General features: G+C 60.7%; 17 protein-coding genes. 3 read left to right on the forward strand and 14 right to left on the reverse strand.

The window, feature by feature from the left end; genetic code table 11:
- Position 1 precedes the first annotated feature (1 nt).
- A complete protein-coding gene (locus Q7U39_03235) occupies positions 2 to 385 on the forward strand; it encodes a CBS domain-containing protein (protein MDO9116943.1) in 384 nt (127 codons plus the stop codon).
- A 304-nt stretch (positions 386 to 689) separates the two neighbouring features.
- On the opposite strand, the gene Q7U39_03240 is transcribed toward Q7U39_03235, so the two are convergent.
- The gene (locus tag Q7U39_03240; GenBank protein ID MDO9116944.1) at positions 690 to 1,397 is read right to left on the reverse strand and encodes a response regulator transcription factor; all 708 of its coding nucleotides are present in this window, start codon (positions 1,395 to 1,397) and stop codon (positions 690 to 692) included.
- Positions 1,398 to 1,618: 221 nt separating this feature from the next.
- Here Q7U39_03240 and Q7U39_03245 point away from each other — a divergent pair, with 221 nt between their 5' ends.
- The gene (locus Q7U39_03245) at positions 1,619 to 2,677 is read left to right on the forward strand and encodes a PstS family phosphate ABC transporter substrate-binding protein (protein MDO9116945.1); all 1,059 of its coding nucleotides are present in this window, start codon (positions 1,619 to 1,621) and stop codon (positions 2,675 to 2,677) included.
- Positions 2,678 to 2,694: 17 nt separating this feature from the next.
- Entirely contained in the window at positions 2,695 to 3,429 is a 735-nt protein-coding gene (locus Q7U39_03250) for a hypothetical protein (GenBank protein ID MDO9116946.1), read from the forward strand.
- Between the two features lie 38 nt (positions 3,430 to 3,467).
- Here the strand turns inward: Q7U39_03250 and Q7U39_03255 are convergent, their stop codons facing one another.
- The 13 genes from Q7U39_03255 to Q7U39_03315 all read right to left on the reverse strand — a co-directional run bounded on the left by Q7U39_03255 (position 3,468) and on the right by Q7U39_03315 (position 21,219).
- On the reverse strand, positions 3,468 to 4,889 hold the full coding sequence (locus tag Q7U39_03255; protein MDO9116947.1) for a porin: 1,422 nt from the start codon (positions 4,887 to 4,889) through the stop codon (positions 3,468 to 3,470).
- A 370-nt stretch (positions 4,890 to 5,259) separates the two neighbouring features.
- On the reverse strand, positions 5,260 to 6,657 hold the full coding sequence (locus Q7U39_03260) for an AAA family ATPase (GenBank protein ID MDO9116948.1): 1,398 nt from the start codon (positions 6,655 to 6,657) through the stop codon (positions 5,260 to 5,262).
- Between the two features lie 21 nt (positions 6,658 to 6,678).
- Positions 6,679 to 7,506, reverse strand: coding sequence for a CpsD/CapB family tyrosine-protein kinase (locus Q7U39_03265; protein ID MDO9116949.1), 828 nt, complete (start codon positions 7,504 to 7,506; stop codon positions 6,679 to 6,681).
- A gap of 20 nt (positions 7,507 to 7,526) precedes the next feature.
- Positions 7,527 to 9,305, reverse strand: a complete 1,779-nt coding sequence (locus Q7U39_03270) for a Wzz/FepE/Etk N-terminal domain-containing protein (GenBank protein ID MDO9116950.1) — start codon at positions 9,303 to 9,305, stop codon at positions 7,527 to 7,529.
- A 12-nt stretch (positions 9,306 to 9,317) separates the two neighbouring features.
- Positions 9,318 to 10,514 (reverse strand): hypothetical protein, encoded by a 1,197-nt coding sequence (locus Q7U39_03275; GenBank protein ID MDO9116951.1) that lies wholly within the window; start codon positions 10,512 to 10,514, stop codon positions 9,318 to 9,320.
- Between the two features lie 32 nt (positions 10,515 to 10,546).
- A complete protein-coding gene (locus tag Q7U39_03280; protein ID MDO9116952.1) occupies positions 10,547 to 11,161 on the reverse strand; it encodes a polysaccharide biosynthesis/export family protein in 615 nt (204 codons plus the stop codon).
- A gap of 1 nt (position 11,162) precedes the next feature.
- On the reverse strand, positions 11,163 to 13,550 hold the full coding sequence (locus Q7U39_03285; GenBank protein ID MDO9116953.1) for a tetratricopeptide repeat protein: 2,388 nt from the start codon (positions 13,548 to 13,550) through the stop codon (positions 11,163 to 11,165).
- 25 nt (positions 13,551 to 13,575) lie between these two features.
- Positions 13,576 to 15,201: an MraY family glycosyltransferase gene (locus Q7U39_03290; protein MDO9116954.1), complete on the reverse strand. Its 1,626-nt coding sequence runs from the start codon at positions 15,199 to 15,201 to the stop codon at positions 13,576 to 13,578.
- 23 nt (positions 15,202 to 15,224) lie between these two features.
- The gene (gene xrtD, locus Q7U39_03295) at positions 15,225 to 16,817 is read right to left on the reverse strand and encodes a VPLPA-CTERM-specific exosortase XrtD (protein MDO9116955.1); all 1,593 of its coding nucleotides are present in this window, start codon (positions 16,815 to 16,817) and stop codon (positions 15,225 to 15,227) included.
- Between the two features lie 48 nt (positions 16,818 to 16,865).
- On the reverse strand, positions 16,866 to 17,666 hold the full coding sequence (locus tag Q7U39_03300) for a WecB/TagA/CpsF family glycosyltransferase (GenBank protein MDO9116956.1): 801 nt from the start codon (positions 17,664 to 17,666) through the stop codon (positions 16,866 to 16,868).
- A 192-nt stretch (positions 17,667 to 17,858) separates the two neighbouring features.
- Positions 17,859 to 18,791, reverse strand: a complete 933-nt coding sequence (locus tag Q7U39_03305; protein MDO9116957.1) for a GDP-L-fucose synthase — start codon at positions 18,789 to 18,791, stop codon at positions 17,859 to 17,861.
- Positions 18,785 to 19,828, reverse strand: a complete 1,044-nt coding sequence (gene gmd / locus Q7U39_03310) for a GDP-mannose 4,6-dehydratase (protein MDO9116958.1) — start codon at positions 19,826 to 19,828, stop codon at positions 18,785 to 18,787. Before gmd ends, Q7U39_03305 begins: the two co-directional genes overlap by 7 nt.
- A gap of 227 nt (positions 19,829 to 20,055) precedes the next feature.
- Positions 20,056 to 21,219: a glycosyltransferase family 4 protein gene (locus tag Q7U39_03315; GenBank protein ID MDO9116959.1), complete on the reverse strand. Its 1,164-nt coding sequence runs from the start codon at positions 21,217 to 21,219 to the stop codon at positions 20,056 to 20,058.
- Positions 21,220 to 21,227: the final 8 nt, after the last annotated feature.

Here is a 21,227-nt window from a genome sequence, read left to right on the forward strand (position 1 = left end):
GATGGTCACAGTCGGACAATTGATGAAGAAGGAACTGATTACAGTGGACGCCGGGACATCAGTCATCGACGCGGCGAAGCTCATGAAAACCTGCAACGTGTGCAGCGTGCTGATCGCGGAGAAGGGGCGCATCATCGGCATCGTCACGGAATCGGATATCGTGAAAAAGGTCATCGGCTCAGACCGCGGTCCGTACTTCGTTCCGGTGGAAGACATCATGAGCACCCCGGTCGTCGGGATTGAAGAGCGAAGACCTCTCACAGAAGCGGCAGACTTGATGAACAAGCACCGGACCCGCCATCTGGGAGTCATGAAGGGTGGATCGGTCATCGGGATTTTGTCCGTCCGTGACTTACTCCAGCCGGTTTCTGTCGACGAATTCTAACCCCCTCAATCCCTTCCCGTCTCAAACTTGTCATACCCTGCTCTCCTGCAACTCTCGCGGGAGGGCGGTGTCTATCTATGTCGTGAACCATGGGTGCCGGACAGGAATGACGCAGGCAGGGCGAGGAGCCTGTCCGACATTGCCTTCGTGACGAGGCGAAGGAGATGTGATCAGCTGCGAGGCCGCAGGCCGGGAAACACCGGAGGCGTATCCCTGAATACGCTGAGGATTTTTTCTGGCCGAGAACGACGCAGATGGTGACAGATCATTCGCCGCAGTAGAACGGTCAGTGTCGGAGAGGCTCCTAATTCCGCAATTTATACCCGACACCGCGCACCGTCACGATCAAGGCAGGATGAGTCGGATCGATTTCGATCTTGTGGCGGAGCGAGTGGATATGGACGTCCAGCGCATGTTCTTCCAGCGCATAGCCCTCGCCCCACACGCGATTCAGCATTTCCTGGCGTGAAAAGACACGGCTGGGAGACTCTAAAAACTGGCGGAGGATTTGGAATTCTTTCGGCGTCAGTTCAACCTGGCGCCCTTGCACAGTCACCTCATGCCGATCGAGGTCCATCTTCACATCGCCGACCCCATAGTGCATGGGGGTACCGCTGGATGTGTCACGCCGTCTCAGAATGGCACGGACTCGCGCGACAAGTTCACGGGTACTCTGGCTGCACACAACCAGATCGATCCCGCGATCGTAGTCCTGCACACATTCGTCTTCACTACAAACCGGCACAGTGTCATCTATGGCAACGATGGGAACCGTCGCCAATGTCCGAAGGTTACGCAGATTCGAGGTGGTCCCGGTTTGACGATCAATGACAATCAGGGAGGGCACCGACGCCTTCGCCTCGGTAAACGCCGCCGACTCAGTCGTCACGACCGTGCCGCGGTAGCCATTACTCTCCAGCGCTTTCTTCAGCGATTGCGCGAACGAATCCGTCCGAACGAAGATGAGGATGGATTCAGGAGGCTGGGCGGAGCTTGATATGGTTGCATGCATCGCGATGCCCACATTACGGCCTCGCAGTTAAGCCCGCCTTAGGGCCGTGTAAATTGTCCGTTAACTCCTGCACCCCTCGCGACGGCTTGCCCGGATCTGTCATTCCGGAGTTAACATGGAGTTAACAATTCATTGATCCGGCGGCAATCCCGACTCCGTAACGTGCAAGTGTGCTCGGCCACTGTTCTGGCACGATGCTATTCCTTGGAGGTCTAATAGTGATGTGGAACTACCTGCCCGCATTGATCGATTGTCCGCAGGCCTCTCGCCTGCTTGTCCTGGCCGTCGGCACCTGCCTGGCATGGAGCAGTCCCGCAGCGGGGCAAGTCCGGCCAGGCCTGGATCCGCAAATCGCCGCCTACCAACCCACAAGCGCCCTAAACGGCTCTCTCTCCATTTCAGGCTCGGAGACCATGCGTCCGATCACGGAATCCTGGGCTGCCGACCTCAGACAGCTCTACCAGGGGCTAAAGATTTCTGTGACGAGCGAAGGGTCCGAAGCAGGGTTAGTGAAACTGCTGGAGGGCAAGGCGCAGATCGCGGCCATGTCCCGCCGGATGAATAAGCAAGAGATCGGAGAGTTCATCAGGGAGTTTGGATACGAACCGACCGAGGTCCCGGTCGCCGTCGATGCGTTGGCGGTGTTCGTGCATAAAGACAATGCCATCGAAGGGTTGAGCCTGGCCGAACTCGATGCGATTTTCTCGAACGAGCGGCGGCGCGGACTGAAGTATCCGCTTCTGACCTGGGGCGATCTGCTTTTAGATGGAGAATGGAAAGAGGCACCGATCCATCTCTATGGAAGAAACCTCCAATCCGGAACCACCACCTTCTTTCGTGAGCACGTACTGAACGGCGCGGCGGCCAAGAAAAGCATGTCCACGGCGCCGGGATCAGCCTCAGTCGTGATCGAGTTGATGAAGGACCGGTTCGGGATCGGATTCAGCAGCATCGGGTATCAGACTTCAGGAGTTCGGGCTGTTCCTCTGGCCTCGGTGCAGGGAGGACGATATGTCGTACCCAGCTTTCAATCGGCCATGGACGGATCCTACCCCCTCAGACGGAATCTGTATCTCTATGTCAATAAACTGCCCAAAGCGGCGCCGCCCGCCCCGCTCGCAGAATACGTGAAGTTTGCCCTCAGTCAGCAGGGGCAGCAAGCCGTTCTTGCGCAAGGCTATTATCCACTCGCAACCGCAGAGTTGACTCGGCTGACGATGCTGTGGGCGACACCGATCCGCGCCGCAGCGGCTGACCAGCCCGCAAAGCTCAGAGATTAGGGATCCCGTTCTATCCGATGAAGAGTATACTGCCCCATGCTTTCAGCGTTGCCGCGGCCATCGGGCTCACGGCAGCCTGCGCTCCAGGCCAGTTTACGACCGTCACGATCTACGACACCCCGGCCGCGTTCGTCCGGCTGGAACTCGACCGGACCGTCGAAACGGGGCAAACACACTCGCACCCGCTGTCTCTCACCCCCGCACAGATTGCGGCCGTTCTGGCCGGCGTCATGATCGAAGAGCCGCTCGCCAAACTCCCGTTTTACGACGACACAAGCCAGCCACGCCGCCACCGGGCGTTCACCGAGCAAGAAGTGATCTTCTTCGCTCCGTTGCTCGCCGGCGCATTAGCCCAGGCAACGCCTGAAGAGGTCGTTACCTTTTATGAATCGCGGGATATCTCGAGGACCCGAAGGGAAGTTACCTCAGGCGGGCTCTTTGCCGATGGGGAGGAGCTTCATCTCGTGCTGGGCAACTACCGGTCAGAAACTCATTATAGCGCAGACTTTGGCGGCGCCGATAACACCGACGACCGGCTCACCCCCATGAAAGCGCTTGCCCCCCAGCGAGGCCGTCTATACTTCGAGCCACGCTACGCTGAACGCTCCAGCGACCGGAGCGGCCTGCCCCGTTGGTTCCAGTTGGACCGGCGGGAAATCATCGTACAGCACTCGCTGCTCCCTCCACGCGCCATATTCAACCCCACACCAGCCACGCCCCCCGTCGACGCGCCGGCCAGCATGCGGCACTGAGCACCGTGCAGAACGCGCGACTCCGGTAGAAGCCCAGGCTAGAAGCTCCACTGCAGCTGGAATCGGAGGAGATTGCCGGACTGCAGCTGGTAGGGAGTCTGTATACAGCCCACCGGCGATCCGGACAGGCTGCAGGTATTCACTGGGAGCGTGGCTGACTCACCTGAGGTACGCTGAGTCCACGTATACATGACCGTCAACTCCAACGCCCGATTGAACTGATACTCGAACCCTGCCTCCCACTCTCGCACGGTATGTCTCGGCGCATTGGCTTCATGCTTCTTACCCCCGTAGTATTCCTGTACACGGATAAAGGGCAAGATGCTTTGGCAATATGTATCGCACGTATACTTGTAGTAAAATTGCAAATACCCTCCGCGAAGGCTGCCTAGCGTTACGTCCGTCAAAGCCTGGTTCAGCTCCGGACCTCTTCCGATCGTATACTCCGCTTGAAACCCAAATGGTTGAGGAAACAACACGGCATGCCATGCGACCCGCTCATCCAGATAATTTCCCCCGTTCGTCACCCGGGGAGTGATGGTATCGCCACCCGTAATCCCCGCATTGGCTGGAACGACGGGAGCCGTCGAGACATGAAAATACCCGGTGTACGCATCCATCCCGAGTTCCAGAATCTGCCCGTTGGGAAACTCGTAAGGATACATCGAGTGAAAAATTACATGTTTGTTTTTGTTGGCCTCCCGCTGGTTGGCCGTCTGACCGTTGTAGACCCCGATCCCGAGCATCCCGTAGTCGCCCGAGCCCTTCAGCCCACTGTCAACGAGACGGCGGAACCGTTCACGCACGCTGGTCGGCGCGTAGTAGAGAAACAGCCCCATGTCACGCTCGTCCTTCGCCGCACTATTTATGGCGTCGTTACGATCCAACGCCAGACGGTTTTGACTCGATTGCATGTTCTCAAACCCGTAGGGCACCTTCGATTGTCCGGCGCGAATACGCCATTCCTTGTTCTCAGTCAGAAACAGATCGGCGTACCAGTCCCGAAGCTGCCCGACGTTGTTCGACCCGTCTACCGAGGAGGCGAAGTCCGGCTGGATGTAGACGAAGACCCGCTCATGTGGCTGTCCGCTGATGATGACGCGGCCGCGGCGGAGAAAAAATTCGTTGTTTTTGCCGATCGACCGGTCACCCTGATTATTGACCAGTTCATCGCGGTTCAGGCTGTGGTTATAGCGAAGCTGTGAGTAGCCACGGATGCTGATTTTCTCGTACCATCGCTCTCGCAACGGCACGTCGCCCACCCCACGGCTTTCCTCAAACGATTTGGCTTCACGCTTCTCTTCTTCGGCTTTGAGCTTAACCCACTGGTCGATCGAGATCTGCTTGTTCTCAAGCAACAGATCTTCGAGTTGACCGGCCATGACCGGAGAACCGAACAAGCCCAGACACACAGAGACCCACGCAGAGTTCCGCAACCAGCCCGCCGCTTTCGTCTTCATGCACATCCCTTCCGTCATGGTCACATACAGAGACATGCACAATATGTAGAGACGATTACAGCCGGGTTACGATCAGCTCCTGTCTCGGTTAACTCATCAGGGAGGGGGAGTTTCGGTGGCGGCAACCATGCCGGACAAGCCGGCGGGACAGAGTCGGGAAGGATCTAGCAGGTGTTGACAACCTCAACCCCCGTTCGCCGAGGCGCGCTGTTCCGCGGGCGAGGCCGTCCGCTTCGTCCGTCGCTCGTGAAGCGTCGTTCGTCTCTCGTGGTAGGGTCGGCGGAGGCAGGCTCGCGAGATACGCTTCACGTTTCACGCCTCACGTTTTGCGGTGCGCTGGACGCCGCTGGTGGACTTTTTCAGCATCCTGTTAAAAGCAGGCCCGCAGGCGCTGACTGTAGTATTTCGCAAAGCCTTTGATCCATCTCGGTGAACTGAGGGAGCCCAGGCTCCACGCCGGATTGAGCCGCCGGAGACGGATTTTGACATCGCGGAACTCCGGATCCTGCTTGTGAATAACCATGTACAGCTCGCATGCCTTCTGCGTTCGATGGAGGGTTTCCAGTGTGCGGGCGAGAAAATAACGCATATTGAGACGCTCAATGTCCGTTCCTTGCTTGCTTTTCAAGAGAGCCACCAGCTCCTTGGCCGCGTCCTCATGCCGGCCCACCGCGCTGAGACACAACGCAACTTGGGACAACGCCCGCACCTGCTGCAGCGCGTCCGTCGCCGCCCGTTCAAACGCGGCAATCGCCTGTTTGTACGATCCGGCCTGTTTCAAGGCGAGTCCCTGTTCGTAATACGACTGGGGCTGGGCTGCGGGCTGAGTTGACGGCTGGGAAAGCGCTGCGGCCTGTTCTGGCGCAGAAGAAGCCGCCGCAGCAGCCGCAACTTCCAGTTCTTCAGCGACGGCATCCTCCCGACTGAACAGATCGTCGAACGCATGCTGCGCGACAGGCAGGATGCCCCCCGCCCGCCGATCATTGGTCGCGCGCCACACAATGCTGGCGGTCACCAGCGGCGCTCGCTCCGCATAGCCATAGGCGAGAGACACATCGCAGACCTGGTTGATCAATCGGGCGTTGCCGCCCGTCAGGCGGTGCACCATGACCGACGCCTGGGTTGTCATAACCGGTCGCGCGCCACCCGCCGTCGCCATGCGGTGCCAGATATACAACGGGGTTTCATCCTCCCCCAGCGGTAGTAAATGATAATCGACGGAGATGCGCTGAGCGAATTGGATGAGGTCCCCGCGCTGGAGCAGACCGCGGAGGCCCGGCTGGCCCGACAACACGATCTGGAGCGGCTGATTCCGCCCGTTGTTCACGTTCGACAAGAGACGCAATTCTTCCAGCATCGCCGGGCCGAGATTCTGCGCTTCATCCACAACCAGAACGACCCGCCGCTGGCACTGATGCTCACGGGCGATGAAGGCCGTGAACGTCTTGAACAGCTCGACGCTGTCCATGCCCTTGCCGTCAAGATTGAACGCCATCAGCACCCAGGGCATCAGACTCCCCAGACCGGCGTGCGTGTGCGAGAGCACGCCCAATGTCACTTCATGCTGCGACTGCTCCAGGATCGTGTTCAGCAGGGTCGTCTTGCCGGTCCCCGGCTCGCCGGTGATGACCGTGAAGATGGCCCGGTTGAATAATCCATACTCCAGCAGATTCAGAGCCGTCTTGTGCTGCTTCCCCAGATAGAGGAAGCGGGGATCCGGCACCAGCGTGAAGGGATTGGTTCGAAACCCATAGAACGATTCGTACATACAAGCCTCGCAGGCGGTCGGTTAGTTTGCAGCCAGCGCGCGCATGGCATCGACGTTGCGTTGGTCTTTCCCCGATTGATTCAAGACCGTCCCGAGCACAGGCACCGCCCCCCGCACCAGGGCCAGCGACTCTTTGATATCCTGGCGGGTGGTCATACCCTCCCCGGCCACCAGCAAGAGCGCGTCCAGTGAAGGCGCGAAGGCCAGCACATCCGAGCTGACCAGCAACGGAGGCAGATCGATCACGATGACCCGGGCCGGATAGCGATGCTTCACGTCCGTGATCAGCCCCGACATCCGCGTAGACGTCAGCACCTCGGCGGAGCGCTGGATCGGGCGGCCACCGGGAAGGACCACCAAACGCCCCAACCCAGGGTGGATGAGAATGTCCTCCAGCGGGCAGTCTTCCAACGCATAGTCCGCCAGGCCCCGACAGTCCCCCAATCCGAGCAAGGTATGGATATGCGGCTGCTTCAAGTCGGCATCGATCAACATCACGGTTTGCGTCGTTTCCATTGCCAGAGTGATCGCGAGATTCAACGCCGTCAGCGACTTCCCTTCCTGTGCTCGGGGGCTCGTCACACCGAGGACATTCCAGCGATTCTCCCACAAGCGATGCAGCACCTGCGTGCGCAAGAGCTGATACCCGTCGGCAAATTCCCCCCGGTCAAAGGCCGACACGACGCGGTGACGCCGCAAGACCTCTTCCCGGCATTCCACCACCCGTGTCTTGGAGTACACGATCGGCGGAGGGTTCTGTCGGGAAGACTGATAGGGTTCGGAACGCCCCCCGGCCCCCTGCCGGGACTCCTGCTTAAACTGTTCGATGGCTTGCGAGAGTTCTTCCATGGCTCTTCTCCTTATCCCAATCAGGCCAGACCGAGTTTCCTGAGCGCGGCAAACCAGACGATATCGAGCGGCAGCCAAAGGTAGTGCGCTACGACCGCGGCCACGACTACCGCCCCCGCTCCCGCCCACCACCAATAGCGGCGGCGGCGAATCACGTCCAGGACCTCCTCTTCCATCGGGAGATAGCGAATGACCGCCAGCGGGGCCATCCCGGCCGCCAGACTCAATTGATAGGGAGTGCGGATGGTCTCGTCCAGCTGTTCGGCCGCCGCCCCGGCTCCCACCCCGCCGACGATGGCGAGCAAGCCCGTGAGAATCAATATGACCGGCCGGTTCGGCCGCTCTGTCCGCTCCGGAAGGTCGGCGGGATCGATCAGGGAAAATCGTTCTCCCTTGCGCTGAACTTCAAGCCCTTCCGAAACCTGGGCTTCCATCAGGCGGGAGCGAATTTCCTGATACTTGTGCGTCGTGCCCTCTCGATCGCGCATCAAGTCCTGGTATTCCGGTTCAACCTCCGGAAGACGCTCGACCCGTCTGGCCATCTCCTCGGCGCGTCTTTTCAGCGAGATTTTGGACTTTAGAAGCGCCTGCAGCGAGGCCGACGTGGACGCGAGCTGCGATTGAATGTTGATATAGGCCGGGTTCTCCGGTTTGAACAACGCCTTCCTCGGCGGTCGCTTGGTCATCTCCGCCAGGTCTCGTTCCAAACCCGCCACGGCCTGTCGCGCATGGGTCACGTCCGGATGGTCTGCTCCATAACGCTCCATCAGAGTCGCCAACCGGGACCGTTCTCCCTCCAATCGCTTCGGGACATCCTCTCCCGGCGCGTCGCCCCCCGTTTCCCGCTCCAGCGCCGCCAGCTCCTGCTTCATCTTGATAATGTCAGGGTGGTCCTCGGACAAGTACCCGCTTGCGCTGGCGTATTGCGCGCGCAAGGCCTTCAACCGCTCCCCCGAGTCGAAGATCCGCTCGCCGCTGGCGGCAATCATGGGGGTGTTGGGTTTCAGCGTCGCCAGCTCGCCTTCCAGAAACCGCTTGCGCTCTTCAAGACTCCGGATCTCTCGATCGACGTCGATCAACTCCCGGTCTGCCTGATTCAACAGTTGCATATTGAGCTGGGTCAGCTCCGGCAAAGCGCCGTCGGCCTTCTGTTTGACCACCGCGATCTTGCTTTCGAGCGCTTCGATGTGATGCGCGAGATTCTCGGCTTCTTGTTTCAGGAACGCCGTCGTCTGCTGCGCGTGGCGCTCCCGCGACTTCAGATTCTCTCCCAGAAACAAATCCGTCAGCTCGTTCGTCACCTTCTGGGCCAGATCGGGGGTTTCTCCGTCATAGGCCAGCGTAAAGGCGATCGTCGCCTGCGTGGGAGTCTGGGTGCGCTTATCGACCACTTTGACGTTGATCACTTCAATCTGAATATCTTTGACGAACTGCTGCAAGACCTCCTCGGTCGGGCTGCCCTTCCGGAGCCGTTGGTACAGCCCGTACTGCTCCACAATTCTCCACAGACTGGCCCGGCTCATGACCTGCTGCTTGATCGTTTCGATCCGCTGATCGGCATAACTGGTGATCGTCGAGCGGACGAGATCGGTGGGAATCTCCTGCTCCTCGATCAGGATCGTCGCCTTCGACCGGTACACCGGAGGCCACAGGAAGGCCGTGGCCAGACCGACGGCCGCGATCACAGACACGACGGCAAAAATGACCGACCGGCGGCGGCGGACCATCTGCCGGAAATCCTTCACGGCATGACCTGCTTCGACCGACCGATCTGCTCCGATAGACTGCGCGATCGCCATAAACACCTCTCCTTAACGCCCGACCGACAGCTTGGGCGGATAGTACGTCAGCATCACCGTCGTCGCGTTTCCCAACGCCCGTTCGCCGAAGCTCTCCACCTCGCGCCGCCCGTACGTATAGGCGGCATCCACCGACCACCATTGATCGAGTTTCCAGGTCAACCGCGGCGTCACATTGATATAGCGGTTTTCCGGAAACGTGAACGGGACCGCTTTCGACGCAATGGAGGAGGCCAGAAGCACCTGCGCATTCACCGAGGCGGTCAACCGGTCCGTCAGATTGTGAGACAGGTTGATGCCGACCCGTTCCGTCTTCAGGAGCAGGCCGAATCCGCTCGGATTGATCTCCCGGCCCACCACGAGTTCCGCAAACCCGGCATCCCATTGCTTTTTGACATTGGCGCTGGCCACCCACAGGGTTTGCGTATCGGTGAGCCGCACCGGTCCGAACGAGATGCTGGAGGTCACCAGCTGCGGCCCTCCGGACACGGTCGCCGTCAGTGTTTCAGTAAACGCGTGCGACCACGAGGCCTGCGCCCCGACGATATGAGATCGCATGGCGCTGGCGTTGGGCACACTGAAGTTCGTATAACTTCCCGTCACCTGCATGCGATCGGTCTCTGTCGGTTGATACGCCAGTCCGGTGGACCCGCCCTGCACCTGATAATCCACCAGTCCCAGCCGCGCGCCGTCCTCGTACGTGGCGTTGGAATACTGGTAGGAACTCTGGAGAGACAGCCGCTCCGTGAACGCGTGCGACCACGACGGCGCCAGGTTCCACATATTGCGCTGCGTGAAGCTGAGCACGACGCCGGTCCGCAACAGTTCCCCCATCAATGTATTGTCTCTCGTAAACCCGCCGTCGAATCCGAAAGTCTCCCGAGCCAGCCCGTACTTCACGGAGAGCGGAAAATAAAGGTTGAGCAGGTCCTGATTCCGGCCGCCGTAGTAGCGCACCAGATCGGCCGCCGCTTTCCCGCTGACGTCCAGGTTTTCCGTCGACCCGGCGAACCTGACGCCGGGCGAAACCCAGTGCCCGTAGACCGGCTTTTGCGGACCCGCCACCAGCAGCAGGTTGCTGTTGTACTCACCCCTCACTCCCAACGACGGCTCAGCCGACCATTCTGCCGCGTGCCCGCTTAGGACAAGCCCGCCTATGCAGAGACTGCTTCCCGACAACACCGCCGTCACAAGCCATCGCCACATCATACATCTACATCGTTGCGATGGAGGGTGATCCCTCAAGGCACCATGACCACATCACCGCGCTGCAACAACGCATTGCGCTCCAGATTCTTCCCCCGTTTGAGATCTCCATAGGGAACGGGAATCACCTGTTGCTCGCCATTGATACGCCGGATGATTCGAATATCGTTTTCAGACGCAAACGGCGTCAGCCCGCCGGCAAGACTCAATGCCTGCAGGACATCCGTCGTGTGACCGATCATGAACTCGCCGGGCTTGTTGACGCGGCCCAGCACATAGACCCGGTAGCTCAGTACTTTGATCGCCGCGACCGAGACATTCGGGTTGGGAATAAACTTCGCCAGCCGCTTGGCGATATCCGCCCGCACCTCTTCGACCGTCCGCCCCGCCGCCTGCACTTCACCCACAAGGGGAAAGGACACGAACCCGTCAGGCCTGACGACGACCTCTTTGGTCAGATGTTCATCCTTCCAGACGGCGATCGCCAGCACGTCTTCCGCTCCCAGGAGATACTCGACGCCGGATCCGGCGCCAGGCGTCGCCCCCGACTTACTCGAAGACTCCAATACACTGCAGCCGCCGAGCCAGAGCAGCAGCCCGCCGAGAAGCGTCCGGGACAGCATTCGCATGACATGAGAGAGCGGCATCATATTACCCATCGATCTTCGCCAGCATGGATTTGGCCTCTTCAAACCAGGGGTAAGCCTGCTTGGACTGGAGCGCCTGACTTAAAAGCTGCCGCGCCTCCGTCTTCTCACCCGACTGGGCATAGGCCACACCCAGGTGATAGTTGAGCACCGGATGGCTCGGCGCCTGGGCGAGCGCTTGCTTGAGTAGCCTGAGCGCATCCGGCCGATGACCCAGCTTGAGATGCACCCATCCGAGCGTATCGAGGAGATAGGCGTTCGAGGTCTGGGTTTCGAAATCCCGGCTCAACAGCAGCGCCCGTTGCAAACTCTCCGCATCGCCTTTCCGATCAACCAGCAGCGCCGCAAGATTATTGGCAGCCAGGAGCGATTTTGGATTGGACTTGAGCGCCAGCTCGTACTGCGCCATCGCCTCGTCGGTGAGATCCCGTCCCTCCAGGCTCGTCGCCAGCATCACCCGCAGCTGTTCATTGTCCGGACTCGCTTCCAGCGCCTTCTTAAGAGCCGCATCCCCGGCGGCCATGTCCCGCTTGGCGTAGCGGAACTGCGCGAGATGCACCCAGGGGGTCGTCCACGACGGATTCAACTGCGTGGCCGTTTCGAACCGCCCCATGGCAGCCTCGGCCTCCCCCTTCATCAGCAACACCTCGCCGAGAAAACCCGCCGCATAAGGATGGCCCGGCTGTTCCGCGACAATTGCCTCGAGCCGGGTCTGAGTTTGTTGCAGGGCCCCGCGCTGCACCCCGAGCCGGACCAGGGCAAGGAGCGGCTCGGCCGCGAGCGGCTGTTGTGTCAACGCCCGGTTGAAGGCGGCCTCCGCTTGATCCCATTGTTGCTGCGCCGCGGCCGTCTGCCCTTCCGCCAGATCGACCTTGGCGCGATCGGCCCCGGCGGTACGGAGGCGGGACAGCGTGTCGTGCGAACGGTCCCAATCCTTCTCCTGCATTTGGATCTGATAGAGGAGGCCCAGAAACGTGAGATTGCCGGGATCGCGGGCCAACAACGGGTCGAGCCGCTTCTTCGCCTCCGTCAGCCGGCCGCCGGTCACGTCCAATCCGACCAGCACAATCTGGGCCTCGGAGTGAGCCGGAGCCAGGGCGACAGCCTTTTCCAGACTTTCACGCGCCAGAGCGAGATCGCCGTTCATCAATTGCGCGCGCCCCAGGAGCACGTGGACGTCCGCCGCTTCCGCCGCATCCTTCAAGACTGATCGAAAATCCTGGGCCGCCGCCTTCCCGTTCCCGCGTTGTAACGCGATCTTCCCGCGCAACAGCAGGGCATCCGACGAAAGAGGATTGTCTTTGAGAATCTGCTCCAACGCCCGCTCGGCCTTGTCCGGCTGTCCTGCCGCCCATTCCAGACCAGCCAGTTTCACTTGCGCGTCCAGACCTTCAGGTTTCCCTGAGAATTCCTTCTGGATCGCCTCATAGACCGACTGAGCTTTCGCCTGTTGCTGCGTCCGCTCATATAGCCCCCCCAGCGCAAACCGGATCTTCCCGGAACGCGGCAGATCTTCGAGGGCCTTTTGCAATGCGGTTTCAGCCTCAGCGGTGCCGCGCCGCTTCGCTAAATACTCCGCAAGAGCCAGACGACGGTCGTCGCTGTCCGGATCGAGCTTCGCCGCCTCGCGCATGATCGCCTCGGCCTGCTCATACTGTTGCTGTTGGTCGAAGAGAGCCGCTCGACGGAGACGGTGGTCGAGCACCTTCGGTTCCAGCGTAATCATGCGCTGGAACGTTCGATCCGCCTCGGCCGGGTTGCCGGCGCGCACATAGATCGTGGCCAGCGCTCCAAGCAGCTCGACGCTGTCGGGGTGCGCGTCCAACGCCTGCCGGATCACCGGCACCGCGTCCGCCGTACGCCCGCGTGACGCATACAACGAGGCCAGTAACAGGGCGGCATCGACATCGGCCGGAGCGCCGGTGCGCAGCTGCTCCGCCTGCGCGATCGCCTGATCGACCCGTCCGCCCACGGCCAGCGCGGCAATTTTGAGCGACCGGGCTCCCACATGCTCGGAATGCAAGGCGAGCACGCGGTCGGCCGCCTGATCCACCCGCTCGATCGCCCGCGCTTCGAGGAAAAATTTTCCCAACTTGATCCAGGCGCGATCATGCGCGGGATTCAACTCCACCACCTGTTGATATCCCGCCACCGCGTTGCGCCAGTTCTTTTCCTTTTCCTCGACCTGCGCGTAGAGGAAGTAGGCCTCCGCATCTTTCGGATCAATCTTGAGGACATTCCGCAGGGCCACCCTGGCCTTGGGATAATTCCCTTCCTGAAAATAATCCTGCGCGCGCAGCAGATATTTTGCCTTGCGTTCTTCCGGACCACCGCAGGACACCAGACTGACCGCCGCAATCGCCGTCACGACGGCTATCAGATATCGATTCATGACCGATCCCTCCTCATATACCCCGTCACGCCCACCACACCCGAACGGCCAGACCGGCCAGCATCCCGGCCGTCAGCCATCCAAGCCGGACAACCATGGCCTGGTGCATCTGGAGCAGAAGCTCAAACGCAAAAAACAACACGATCAGCGTTGCGGTTACTACACTCAAATGGACGGCTCCGACCGTCAGATCCGAGAGAAACGGCATCACCACTGCGAGGAAGACGATCAGATAATCCAACGGAGTCGTCTGGAATCGCGCATCGCCCATCCATCGAATGGCGAGGACGACGAGCACGGCCAGCGCGACAACCCCCAGCGTCAGCGGCGACAGCCAGTCGGCCGGCGACTGGCGTGACGACATCTGCGCGTAGTACACCGCACAGGTGCTCCCGATATAGAGACCGGCCCGCACGGCGCTCGCCGTGCCTCGCGCGATCACCAGACTCCCCAGCACCGCGGCGCCGAGTCCGGCGGCGATCACCCCGACTTCCGCAGGGATATCCCCCGGCGTCGCCAGACAGGCGAGAAGATACAACGGCACGAGCAGCGTGAGCGCTCGCAGCGGCCATGCGCGCAACGTGGCAGACGCAACTCCGGCCGTCGCCGGCTCCTCCGACGGAACGACCGCAGGCGGTAGAGTGGCGGGCCGCCAGGATGACCAGACGAATACCGACAGCACCGATACCGCTAACACCGCATAGACACTCAGCAGAACCGCATCGCTCTGCCAGCGCAGCAGAGCGGCGCACAGGACCGACAACCCCTGGGCCAGATAGATAGCCGTCACGGCCTGCCGGTGCGACAGGCCCGTCGCCAGGAGTTTGTGATGCAGATGATTGCGGTCGCCGACAAAGGGCGAGCGCCCCTGCCAAATACGCTGTCCCATCACGCCGGCGGTATCAAGGAGCGGAATGCCCCAGAGAAACAGCACGAGCAGCGGGCTGTAGGGAGCGCGGGCCGGATCGATCAATAAGATCGCGGCCACGGCGAGGTAGTGCCCGAGGAACTGGCTGCCTGCATCGCCCATGAATACGCGAGCCGGATAGGTGTTGAACCGGAGAAATCCCAGGAGACTGCCCAGCACCGACACCATCAGCAGCATCAGCATCTGGTCGTTGGCCTGGTAGGCCAGATAGGCGATCCCGGCGAAGCTTATCAGCGACAATCCGCCGGCCAGCCCGTCGAGCCCGTCGGCAAGATTCACGGCGTTCGTCATGCCGACGATGACGATCATGGTGATTGTCGCCGCGGCCCAGAGCGGGAGCGCCTGATCGTCGGCGAACGGCATCGCGGTCACTCGCACGCCGGCATAGGCCACGACGATCGCCGCCGCCAGAATCTGTCCGGCAAATTTCATCCGGTGGTCGAGCCCCACCCGGTCGTCCCACATCCCGAACAGCAGAATCACCACGCCGCCCAGGAGACTGGCGAGGATCATCCGGTCCTGAGGCGCCCAGAGCAGCACCGCCGCGATCGTGCCGGCCGCAAACGCAATCCCGCCCACTTTGGCGATCGGCTCCGCATGCATCCGGCGGTCGCGCGGCACATCGATGAACTGAAAGCGCCAAGCCGAAGCGGTCAGCGCCGGAATCAGCGCCATGCAGATCAGCAAGGAACCGATAAAACTGAAAAACAGCGCGCTAGACATCACCAAACTTCCTCATGACCTCATCAATCGGGCACATAGGCGGACAGTAACGGCTGGACGGCCGCCGCCATCTGCATGACCCGGTGATCCGCCGCTCCCTCCGATTCGCCGGGCTGCACCGCGGCCACTAACCGGATCAGGGCCCCGTCCGTCCGTTTCATCGTCAGCGCATCCATGAACAGGAAGAACTTCACCAGGTATTCGCTCGTCACCACCCGGTGGCGCTGCTTGAACCAATAGAGCACGACTTGTTTCTGCTCGCCCTTCTGGATCATCACCCGGTTGGCGCGAAACCCGCTCCCTGCCAGGACGTCACCGGGCACGACCACTTCATCGAGCGACGTGATTTCCCAGCCGCCGCCGGGAATACAGGTCTTCGGAGAATGCGTCGCGCGCCCTTTTTCCTGGGAACGATAGTACGCAGCATAGACATTGATCGGGCCACCGGGGCCTTGATAGTTGGCCAGCAGGTAGTCGTCGAAACGCAACACATCCACATACTGTCGCTCCATCACCATCGGTTCGCCCTGCCATCCGGCCACATGCATGGGAAAATCGACAAAATTCTGGCGCGGAGGGGGTGCGTGGTCGCGCCCGGCGGCATGAAACGACATCGACGTCGTCACGGCCAGGAGTCCGATGCAGGCGAATATTGGGCCGCTCACGACAACCGCGGCGGGACCGGAAGACAACGCCGCTCCCGGGCGCGCCGCAGGCCGAGCGACGTCGGGCGCAGATCTAACGCCGACCTGCTCCAGGAGCCACATTTCCGCGCCGAGTATCGCCAGACTCAAGACGAAGAGGACCCAGCCCTCGAACGCGTGCATAAACCCTTCAGCCGCTCCGTGGCCGAATCTATCGACGAGAACCCCGATCAATCCGATCCGGAGACCGTTCAAGAGCACGGCTAAGGGGATCGCCGAAGCGACCAGCACCACCCGCTTCCATAGGCGACTCTGGAATAGGTACGCGCTCAACAAGGTCAGGGCGATCAACGGAATCAGGTAGCGCAAACCGCTGCAGGCTTCGACGACTTGCAACTGGATCGGGCCGAGGTCGATGACGTTGCCTTCGCGGAAGGCCGTCACTCCGATCAGTTGAAGAAAACCGACGCCCAGTGTCGACGACATGAGTTGCAGGGAAGAAGATAGACTCTGTAACAGCATCTGCGGCGGGGGAATCATGGTCAGGAGATACCCGAGGGGAAACGCCATCTCACGGGTCGCGCGCGGGCCTGCGACCGCCAGAGCCAACCCGACGATCACCAGCCACAAGGAGAGATGCTGAAGAAAATAAATAGTAGCGAGTTCACCAACGAGGTAGAGCGCGAGCCCGAGCACGGCCGGACCGAGGCCCCACCAGGACGGGACCATGCCCGCCGCCACAACCTGTTCACGGCGTAACCAGATGAGAGCCACCGTGATGACCGGCACGAAGAACCCGTGGCTGAAGTTATCATCCTCCATCCACTGCGTCACCAAATACGCCAGACTCTCGGCATAGGCGATGCCGATCAGCACGACGACAGCCAAGGCCGCCCCCCAGAGCATGATCGGCCGGCGACGAGGAAGTCCGGGAGCGCTGACTTCGGTTAAGACCATTCCACTAGTCGGCATGGACGTCACTCCGGAGAATTCCATTTCGTGCTGCTGTCCCATCGTCCCTCAAGAAAAATCTCTCCAGCCGGCCAGTTCCAGCGCGACCAATCCGACGAACTGCGTCCCTTCGATCAACACACGTCTCCACAGCCGGCGCGGTTCGCAGGCAAACCGCCACAACCACTCGAATCCCATGTCGCCGACCCAATCGGGCGCGCGCTGCACCGTCCCCGCCAGAAACTTGAATGCGGCCCCGACCCCGAGCACCAGCGGAACATTCAACCGGTCACGATGGGTGTAGATCCACTGCTCTTGCTTGGGGAGCCCGAGCCCGACCCACAACACATCCGGCTTCGCCTCATTGATGCGCCGGATGACGGCTTCGTCTTCCTCTTCCGTCAACGGACGGAACGGCGGCGAATAGGCTCCGGCAACCGTCAGCCCGGGGTACTGCTGCGTCAGATTGCCCGCAAGGCGCTCAAGGGTCAGATCGGTATCGCCGTAAAAGTAATGCCGGAATCCCAAGCCCTGGGTGCCGAAAAAAAAGGCTTTCATCAAGTCGGTGCCGGCGACGCGGGACCGCACGGCGCCGCCCTTCCACTGCGCGACTTTCACCAGGGAGATGCCGTCAGGAACGGTCAGGTCCGCCTGCCGGACCATGCGCCGGAAGTCGGCCCGGTTGTGCGCTTCGACGACCGCGTGCATGTCGGCCACCACGACCCAATGAGGGCGGAAACGCTCGTGGGTGACCCAATGCGTCATCACCGATACGACGTCAGGAATTTGAATCATGTGGACGGGAAGCCCGAGAATGGGCACTTGGGAAAATCGACTCGCTTGCTCTTGCTCAATCGTCGCTGAAGCCATCGCAGACCTCCTTGTGATACGCACGACGCCGGATCCATGGGAGGCCAAGTCTAGCGAGTCCGCCCGATCGACAGGCCACGCCTAGCTCAAGTTTGTGTTAACGAATCGTTAAACTGTGGGGAGCTCGGGAGTTGCGGTTGAGAGGACTGAATCCGGCAGGGGGGGGCACCAGACTGGCCGGATAAGGCCGGGTCAGTAGACGACTTCCCGAAGCGATTCCCGGTGTGCCTGAAACCAGGACACCGTTTTTTCAATGCCTTCCGGCAGGGACTGTTGCGCCCGGAAGTGGAACAACTCTGCGGCTTTGGAGACGTCGACGCACCGGCGGGGCTGCCCGTTGGGCTTGCGCTCATCCCAGACAAACTCCCCGGAATAGCCGACTTTCTGAGCAACCAGCATAGCCAGATCCCGGATCGAGATTTCCAGCCCGCTCCCCAGATTGACCGGTTCGCTTTGATCATACTGTTCCGCCGCCGCCAGGATGCCCTCTGCCGCATCCTCGACGTACAGGAATTCACGAGTGGGCGTCCCGTCTCCCCAGATCGTCACGGCGGTCGCGCCCTGCTCTTGGGCTTCGGTGCACTTGCGGATGAGCGCAGGAATGACGTGAGACGTTTCGAGATGGAAATTGTCCCTGGGGCCGTACAGATTCACAGGGAAGAGCACGATCGCATTGAACCCGTACTGGGTACGATAGGCTTGCGCTTGAACCAGGAGCATCTTCTTTGCGAGCCCATAAGGAGCATTGGTCTCCTCCGGATAACCGTCCCAGAGCGCCGCTTCTTGAAAGGGAATGGGCGCATGCTTCGGGTACGCGCAGATCGTGCCGAGCGCCACGAATTTCTTGAGGCCGCGGCGCCGTCCGACTTCCATCAATTGCGCGCCCATCATCAGATTGTCGTAGAAAAATTGCCCGGCGCAGGCCTGATTGGCGCCGATCCCCCCGACACGAGCCGCTAGATGAAGGACCAGATCAGGGCGGGCGTCATCATACAGCCGTTCGACGGCATCCATTGTAACCAGGTCATAGTCCCGGCTCCTCGGCACCACGATCGCTCGACATCCGCGCTCTCTCAGCTTCTCCACAACGTAAGAGCCCAGAAAGCCGGCGCCGCCCGTTACCACAACCCTTTGATCTCTCCAGAAGTGCATAACTCCGCCTTTGCCTGGACACCGGTGAGGCGCTGCTGTTCCGCGTCCATGTCGGCCCGCACCATCGTCCGGACCAGGTCATGGAAAGACATCGTAGGCCGCCACCCCAAATCGCGGGCTACTTTGCTCGCATCGCCGATCAGCAGATCCACTTCGGTCGGACGGTAATAGCGAGGATCGATCTTCACGTACTGCGTCCAATCCAAATCGAGGACACCGAAGGCCACATCCAGCAACTCCCGCACGGAATGGGTTTCTCCGGTCGCGACGACATAATCATCGGGGCGATCGGCCTGCAGCATCATCCACATGGCCTCTACGTAGTCACCGGCAAATCCCCAATCGCGCTTCGCGTCGAGGTTGCCCAGAAACAGTTCGTGTTGCAGGCCGAGCTTGATGCGCGCGGCCGACTTGGTGATTTTCCGGCTGACGAATGTTTCCCCGCGGCGCGGCGACTCGTGATTGAACAGGATCCCGTTGCAGGCGAACATCCCGTACGCCTCGCGGTAGTTTACGGTCATCCAATGCGCATAGAGCTTGGCCACGCCATAGGGGCTCCGGGGATAGAAGGGCGTGGTTTCGCGCTGGGGGATTTCCTGAACCTTGCCGAACATCTCGCTGGAAGAGGCTTGATAGAATCTTGGCCGGAGTCCGGTTTCACGAACCGCCTCCAATAGCCGTAAGGTTCCGAGACCCGTGACCTCACTGGTGTATTCCGGGATATCGAAACTCACGCGCACATGGCTTTGCGCCCCCAGATTATAAATTTCATCGGGCTGGACACGGCGCAGCACCTTATTTAAGGAACTCGCGTCGTTGAGGTCTCCATAGACCAGGCGCAACCGCGCCTCGGGGAGATGCGGATCTTCATAAATCTGGTCGATGCGAGCAGTATTGAAAGAACTGGATCGGCGAATGATCCCGTATACCTCATAGCCCTTCGCCAACAAGAGTTCGGCAAGATACGATCCATCCTGCCCTGTAATTCCCGTGATCAATGCCTTCTTCATGACGCCTCCCGGGTCCAACCTGGCCGCCCCATGCCTCGCGCTGATGATCGCCCTTTGGCAGCGGGGGGAGTGTAGCGACCTCTGCAAGATCCGATGCCACAGAGGGCTCAAGACTCCGTTAACAAAACGTTAAATTATTCATCAACGGATCGGGGATGGAGAGGACTGCGCAGCCGCACCAGACCGGCAGTCCCGCGGTGGAGGGAAACAAGCGGTGGAGCAACCGGCTAACGCGGCCGGGAAGCACTGAGGGAGGGGCGGCGGTTCGGCGACGCGTCCTCCAGAACCTCTTGAAACGTTTGGATCATTCGTTCGATATGCCGATCCTTGCTGAAGTGCGATTCGCAACGGCGGCGGGCATTTCGTCCGAACTGCCGTTGGTCCTCGGCGTGGTCCAGCAACGCGCAAATGCGCAAGGCCAGGTCATAGGGGTCGTTCGTATAGGCTTCGACGCCGCATTCCCCGTTGACGACCGTTTCCCTGAGACAGCCTTGATTCGTATAAATAATCGGCAGGCCGGCGGCCATCGCTTCCAGCACCACCATCGGCTGGCCCTCCTGCTGGATTCCTGGAAAAACAAAGATGTCGGAGGACTGTAGCACCGCGTCTTTCGCCAACCCGGTTACCTCTCCGACAAACGTGATATAGGGCTCCAACCGGTGTTGACCGATGTACCATTCCGCCGTCTGCCGATGGAGCTCATGCGACCAGCTTCCGGCGAAGATGAAGGCGACGTCACGGCGATGCCTGAGCACGGTCGGAAGCGCCGCCAGGAGTATCAGCGTGCCTTTCATGCGGTTGAGCGTATTGAGATGCAGAATGCGCCAGGGCCTGGTCCCGCTCGGCGGATTCCGTCTCGGCTCATCACACGACAGCTCGACGCCGTTCGGCACGACCGCGATCCGCTCGTCCGGAATGAGGCCGGCAAACATCCCGCGGAACGTCTCCCCTAGCACGATCATCTTGGCGACAGTACCCAACACCGCGCGGGCATAGAGGCGGATCGGGGCCCAGCTGGACTCGTACCAGTCGCGCAAGGCCCCGCCATGCAGATGCGCCACGATCTTGGCTCCCGTCAGCACCGCAGGCCAGATGAGCAGACTATCCCGGATAAAACCCAGCGTGGTTTGCGAGAGCACAAGGTAGACAACCTGCGGACGGCGGGCCAGCAGCAGACGCCAGAGACGGAACCATTGCCGCACAAATAACACGACGTCGTGCCAATCCGGATTGTTGACATGCCCGATGCCCCGCCGGTCGGCCAGGTCCAGATGGCTCACATCGAACGACTCCGTCAGTTTCGAATCGAGCAGGGTCCGAATCGCCACCGCCACACCGTGATAGGGAGGCGGGGTCGGACCGATGATCAGCAGCTTCGGCTTGTCAGACATGTCGCCCC

It is taken from the genome of Nitrospira sp. (assembly GCA_030653545.1).
Classification (GTDB): domain Bacteria; phylum Nitrospirota; class Nitrospiria; order Nitrospirales; family Nitrospiraceae; genus Nitrospira_D.